The organism is Halanaerobium salsuginis (genome assembly GCF_900114545.1).
Classification (GTDB): domain Bacteria; phylum Bacillota; class Halanaerobiia; order Halanaerobiales; family Halanaerobiaceae; genus Halanaerobium; species Halanaerobium salsuginis.
This window is the reverse complement of the sequence record NZ_FOTI01000076.1, coordinates 1-4,435: the sequence shown is the minus strand read 5'-3', so window position 1 is coordinate 4,435 and position 4,435 is coordinate 1. Positions and strand designations below refer to the sequence as shown.

The following is a 4,435-nucleotide window of genomic DNA, read 5'->3' as shown; positions in this document are numbered from 1 at the left end:
CTTCTGTATTTAAGTCATAGTACTTATTGAGTGTTGGTCTGCTAATATTTAATCTTCTTGCGATCTGGGATTTATTGAATCCCATTTCTTTTAACTGGTGGATTTTTATATGCATTTTGTATCCATCTTCTTTATTCAATATTTCTGCCTCCTCTTAGGATATTTAAAAGAATATTATATCCTAAAAGAGCAGATTATGGTACTGGATTAATTTAACATATTTGCCAACTCTAAATCTTGAGATTTACATTATCTAGCAATATCCGTAAAATCTTAATGAGCGTTTTCTGTAAAATCTATTTTATCATCTACAGCAATTTTACTAAATATTTTTCTACTACTAAGTTAACTAGAATTTCGTTTAATATAGTTGATTCATTGACTGCAGAATTTGATGAGTTAACAGACTGGTCTAAAGAGAATATAGATAATCCTTGGAGTTTCATCAAATTTAGAAAAAAACCCTTATTTAAAATTGATAAAAATACAGTATTACCTATTTCTAATAAACTTTTTAAGGAGCAATTATTTGAAGGAGTATTTCATAAAATACGAGCTTGTTATCCAGATGAAGATTTAAAATTTAATTCTTTTTTCGGAAGACCTTATGAAAAATATATAGAAATATTAATGGAAAAAGCTAAAAATTCTTCTGGTCAAAATAAATATGAACTTATTAAAGAATTTGAATATGATAAAGATAAGAAAAGATCGCCTGATGTAATGTTAAAATTAGGTGATCAATTATTAGTAATAGAAGCGAAAAGTAAAAGATTAACTTTAAATGCTTTAGAGGGGAATGATCATGATTCTATTGAAAAAGCTCAAGAGGATTTAGTATTATCGCCCATAAAACAGGCACATGATAGAATTGTGGAAATATTAGATTCTAATAAAAAAAGTGTTTTTCAAGATATAAAAAGTTATTATATAGCTGTTGTAAATATTAAAGACTTTCCTACTTTACCTCCAGTTGAAAAAGAAATCAAAGATAAATTAGAACAACATTTTCAAATTCCTATTAAAGGTTTTTTTCATATGGATATTGAAGAATATGAAATGCTCTGTCATCTTATTAGTAGAAAAACTAAAAGGCCCATCTTTAGTATATTAGATAATAGATTTTATAAATATCCTGGTATTCCATTCTCTAATTTTTTAGATGTTTCTTCATTACCAATGAAAAGAGCAGAATTTATAGACGAGAAAGGTAAAGAATTTTTAGAAATAATGAAAGAAAAATTATTTAACGAGGAGTAAAAGAAGGAGAAGATTTTCATATACGGTTCCGCTATGCTTCCCCCAAATTCACATGACCTAAGTCAAGTCTGGCTAACGATTATTATATAATACATGATGCAGTAAATTGCTGGTTATAACAATAAACAGAAGCTAAATTCAGAGAAATAGAACCGTGGATTATTATCCTGTGAGGTGAAAGATCCAAGTGAAATTAGAAGATATTCAATATACAATTCCAGAAAATTCAACTGACGAGGAAAATTTTGATATTGAGAAGTGGCGAACGGATAATCCAATGGATTATCTTAAAGCAATGTTTTTACTTAATACAACATCAAATAAAAACGAAGTTTTTAATACTATTTATAAAATCACACGTCTATACATACCAGATATATTGTTCAAATATTATTCATTAACGGATGATATTGTTTTAAACGAGCAGAAACTCCATACACTGGAACAAAAAAAGATATTTATGTCTGATACAAGATATTTAAATGACCCATTTGATAATAAAGCTTATTTTTATAAATCTGATGAACTAAAAAAACATGAAAGATTAGCTGAACATGATGGGAAGCTAATTGATGATTTTTCATCCTATTTTAAAGTATCGGCACTAACCTCTAACCATGTAAATTCGATGCCAATGTGGGCACATTATGCAAACAACCATGCAGGTTATTGTGTTTCATATGATATGAAAAAAAATGTGCAGTTATCTAGTTGTACATTTCCAGTTCAATATACTAATCAACGTATTGATATTTCAAGTTTAATGAGTGAACAAGTGGAAAAAATGATTCGAGATATTGAGATTCAATCGGCAGAGGAAAAAAACAGATATTATTGGATGATTTATCATTAGTATTTTTGTCTTCATTTTTTTGTAATATAAAACATATTTCATGGAGTTATGAAAACGAATTTAGATGTAATACAGGAGCAACGGCAGAAGGAATGCCTTATGTGTCAGCAGCACCAAAAGAAATATATATTGGTATGAACTGTATGTCGAGCTATACGGACAGGATTATAAAAATTGCAAATGCATTAGAAATACCTGTATATAAAATGATCTTTGATGAATTGAGTTCAAATTTTAATTTAATTTTTAAAAAACTTTAAAAAATGATATCTAAAGAAGCGAAAGCACGGTAGTAAATATAATAGTTTATTGCAAAAAGGTATAACCATAAGGGCAGGATCAAGACAAACAAAAAGTCTAAAATCCTGCCCCAATCCTGCCCAAAACCTGTGGAAATAGGCTAAAACCACAAAACCCAATAATCTCCATACATCTTAATGTCCTTGATATAAATGGAATCCTGTGGATTTACTAAAAACCACAAAAGTATGCACTGATAACATGAGATTGTCGCCATGTCTTCTGTCATAAATCTTGCAGGCTAAACAATAACGAATATGAAATTATTATATTAAGGTTCTTTTTAGCATCTGGCAGATAGACACCTTCATAGTTTTAATCACTATTCATTTGATTTATTTCTCATTTTATTTATTAAATCATCATGTGAATTAGTAGGGGCTTTATTTTTACTTTTTTTTCTGCTTTTCCTAACTGCTTATAAATTTCTAAAAGAGCTTGTTGTTTTTCAAGTAAGAACATACTTTATAATAGCATTTGATACACCATTTTTAGTATTATCACTCGTTTTAATATCAGCAGCTTTTTTCACCTCTAATGGTGCATTATCCATTACTACTCCAAGACCGGCTAAAGATAACATTGGTATATCATTATAGTTATCACCAATAGCCATTATATTTTCTAGAGGGACATTATAATAATCAGCTAATTCAAGCAAAGCTTTTTCTTTTGATACATTTTTAGCTGTCACCTCTAAATAATTATCTTTAGATAAATAAAAAGCACTATTCGGTAAGTTTAAATTATTTAAATGAGTGAGAAGTTTTTTTACTACTTGTGCTTCATCAATTAATAATAATTTATGGAAAGGTAAGAGAGTATTTAATAATAACTTGAGATTTTTCTCAACAGGAGTATCTTTAGTAATTGATGCTTCTATTTTTGCCCATTTATCATAAGATTCAACATACCAATTTGTTTTAGAATACAAATTTATAGATACTGTGGGAAACTGACTTTTTAGAAGGTCAACTATTAAATTTATCTCAGTTTTATTAATCTCATGACTAATTATAGTAGCGTAATTATCAATAGTACCCTCTAAAATAAAGGCCCCATTGTAACAGGCAATTGGACTATCATTTATTTCTAGTTCTTTTGCGATTGGGAAAATACCTCTTGGAGACCTGGCAGAGGCTAAAACAAAAGGAATATTTTTTCTTTTTAAACATCCTACATTTTCTTTTAATTTGTTATCTATTAAATTATGCTCATCAAGAATAGTCCCATCAATATCACTTATAATCAATCTAATTTTATGTTCGACCATTTATATGACCTCATTTCTAATAGATTATTTTAACATTACCAGCTATATTTTTACGAATCTTTTTTTTAGGTTTTTTATCAGTAATAAAATAATCAAAAATACTTATATCACTTAATATGAAGCTAGCTGACTTATCAAATTTATCCTGTTCAGCAAGTAAGATTTTTGTTTGGCTATTTTTAAGTACTAATTGTTTTAAATAAGCATCTTCTTGATCATCAAAGCTAACTTTACCGTTTTTGAGTCCTGCTGCTCCTATAAATGCTATGTCAAAATTTATTGATTTTAATATTTCGGTTTCGTTTAAGGAATAGTAAAAACGATTTTTTGGAAAAAAGCGTCCACCTAACAAATTAAATGAAACCTTCTCATGATCGCTCAACATGATAGCATTATCCAATGAATGTGAATATATAATTAATTCTTCATGAGTTAATTGAGCAAGTGCTTTTGTCAAGCGAAAAATGTACCACCCTACCAATCGAATTGTGTACCACCTAGCTAAAAAAGAAGGAGAAGAAGTTATCTCCTTAGGTAGTTGAATTACTGGTCTTTTTTAGTTTTCTTCTGCTGGTCTAAAAGTCGATGACTTGGTCCATTAAATAACATAATTTTGCTGTTGTGAATTAATCTATCAATAATTGCAGCAGTCATTCTTTCATCATGAAAGACTTTAGCCCATTCAGCAAATTCAAGATTGCTGGTTAAAAATATGGATCCCTTTTCATATCTTTCAGAAAAGATCTGAA

The 4,435-nt window shown here is 28.6% G+C and carries 6 protein-coding genes and 1 pseudogene; 3 read left to right on the top strand and 4 right to left on the bottom strand.

The genetic code is table 11. The annotated features are described in order from the left end of the window. Window positions 1-115: helix-turn-helix domain-containing protein (locus tag BMZ74_RS14870; protein WP_218142094.1), on the bottom strand; the 115-nt coding region annotated here is incomplete at its 3' end. A gap of 263 nt (window positions 116-378) precedes the next feature. Here BMZ74_RS14870 and BMZ74_RS14060 point away from each other — a divergent pair. The 3 genes from BMZ74_RS14060 (at window position 379) to BMZ74_RS14050 (ending at window position 2,373) form a co-directional block, all read left to right on the top strand. Then, complete coding sequence (locus tag BMZ74_RS14060; RefSeq protein WP_089862833.1) at window positions 379-1,260, top strand: hypothetical protein; 882 nt, start codon at window positions 379-381, stop codon at window positions 1,258-1,260. A gap of 187 nt (window positions 1,261-1,447) precedes the next feature. Next, complete coding sequence (locus tag BMZ74_RS14055) at window positions 1,448-2,113, top strand: DUF2971 domain-containing protein (protein WP_089862832.1); 666 nt, start codon at window positions 1,448-1,450, stop codon at window positions 2,111-2,113. Next, complete coding sequence (locus tag BMZ74_RS14050) at window positions 2,095-2,373, top strand: hypothetical protein (RefSeq protein ID WP_089862831.1); 279 nt, start codon at window positions 2,095-2,097, stop codon at window positions 2,371-2,373. The genes BMZ74_RS14055 and BMZ74_RS14050 overlap by 19 nt, the downstream gene beginning before the upstream one ends. A 488-nt stretch (window positions 2,374-2,861) precedes the next feature. Here BMZ74_RS14050 and BMZ74_RS14045 read toward each other — a convergent pair whose 3' ends face one another. The 3 genes and pseudogenes from BMZ74_RS14045 to BMZ74_RS14035 form a co-directional block, all read right to left on the bottom strand. Then, complete coding sequence (locus BMZ74_RS14045) at window positions 2,862-3,686, bottom strand: Cof-type HAD-IIB family hydrolase (RefSeq protein ID WP_089862830.1); 825 nt, start codon at window positions 3,684-3,686, stop codon at window positions 2,862-2,864. Between the two features lie 16 nt (window positions 3,687-3,702). Continuing rightward, a pseudogene (locus tag BMZ74_RS14040) lies at window positions 3,703-4,131 on the bottom strand (DeoR/GlpR family DNA-binding transcription regulator); the annotation flags it as partial. Window positions 4,132-4,229: 98 nt separating this feature from the next. Beyond that, on the bottom strand, window positions 4,230-4,435 hold a 206-nt coding region (locus BMZ74_RS14035; RefSeq protein WP_177181464.1), incomplete at its 5' end, for an ATP-binding protein.